This window comes from Vibrio rubrogenes (assembly GCF_059641415.1).
In genome coordinates this window covers 1-389 of sequence record NZ_JCARSY010000127.1, presented here as the reverse complement: position 1 = coordinate 389, position 389 = coordinate 1, and the positions used below count along the sequence as shown (strand labels likewise).

Sequence of the window (389 nt, the reverse complement as noted above, 5' to 3'; positions counted from 1 at the left end):
TAATTTTCAGGCGCTGCTCACCATCAATGGTGAGATGGTCATTCATCTTGATGTGTTCATAACGGTCGTTTTCCACCGTTAAATGACTGTCGTGACGGATGAGCGTGGTGGCGTCGTTTTCAATCAGTGCTTCGGTGTCTTTCTGCGCATGAATGTAGACTTTTTCATGGGCTGACTGGTCTTCAAAACTCAGCTCGTTAAAGCCTTCGCCCTGATGGGTTTCGGTGCGCAGCACGGTTTTGGTTTTGTGCTCGGGCAACGGGTAAGGCGGTACCTGACTGGCATTGTAAGCACGCCCGGTCACCAGTGGCTGGTCCGGGTCGCCGTCGAGAAAATCCACAATCACTTCGTGGCCGATGCGCGGCACGGCGACCATGCCGTACTGACTG

General features: G+C 53.5%; 1 protein-coding gene. It reads right to left on the bottom strand.

Going from position 1 to position 389, the window contains the following annotated elements:
- On the bottom strand, positions 1-389 hold a 389-nt coding region (locus AC55NX_RS20855), incomplete at both ends, for a bacteriophage T4 gp5 trimerization domain-containing protein (RefSeq protein WP_496997473.1).